Annotated in this window: 1 protein-coding gene; it reads left to right on the top strand. The window is 58.9% G+C overall.

The genetic code is table 11. From position 1 onward, the window contains the following. On the top strand, positions 1-209 hold a 209-nt coding region (locus tag B3797_RS13230; protein WP_311791318.1), incomplete at both ends, for a uracil phosphoribosyltransferase.

The following is a 209-nucleotide window of genomic DNA, read 5'->3' as shown; positions in this document are numbered from 1 at the left end:
GCGCTGGTGGTCGATCCGATGCTGGCAACGGGCGGCTCGATGATCGCCACTATCGATCTGCTGAAGAAAGCGGGCTGCACCAGCATTAAGGTGCTGGTTCTGGTTGCCGCGCCAGAAGGGATCGCCGCGCTGGAGAAGGCGCATCCGGACGTGGAGCTCTACACCGCTTCAGTCGATCATGGACTCAATGAAAAGGGCTATATCATTCC

The organism is Pantoea sp. UBA5923 (assembly GCF_002431095.1).
In the GTDB taxonomy this organism is placed as follows: domain Bacteria; phylum Pseudomonadota; class Gammaproteobacteria; order Enterobacterales; family Enterobacteriaceae; genus Pantoea; species Pantoea piersonii.
Note: the sequence above shows the minus strand (reverse complement) of the source record. Positions and strands in the feature narration are given on the sequence as shown.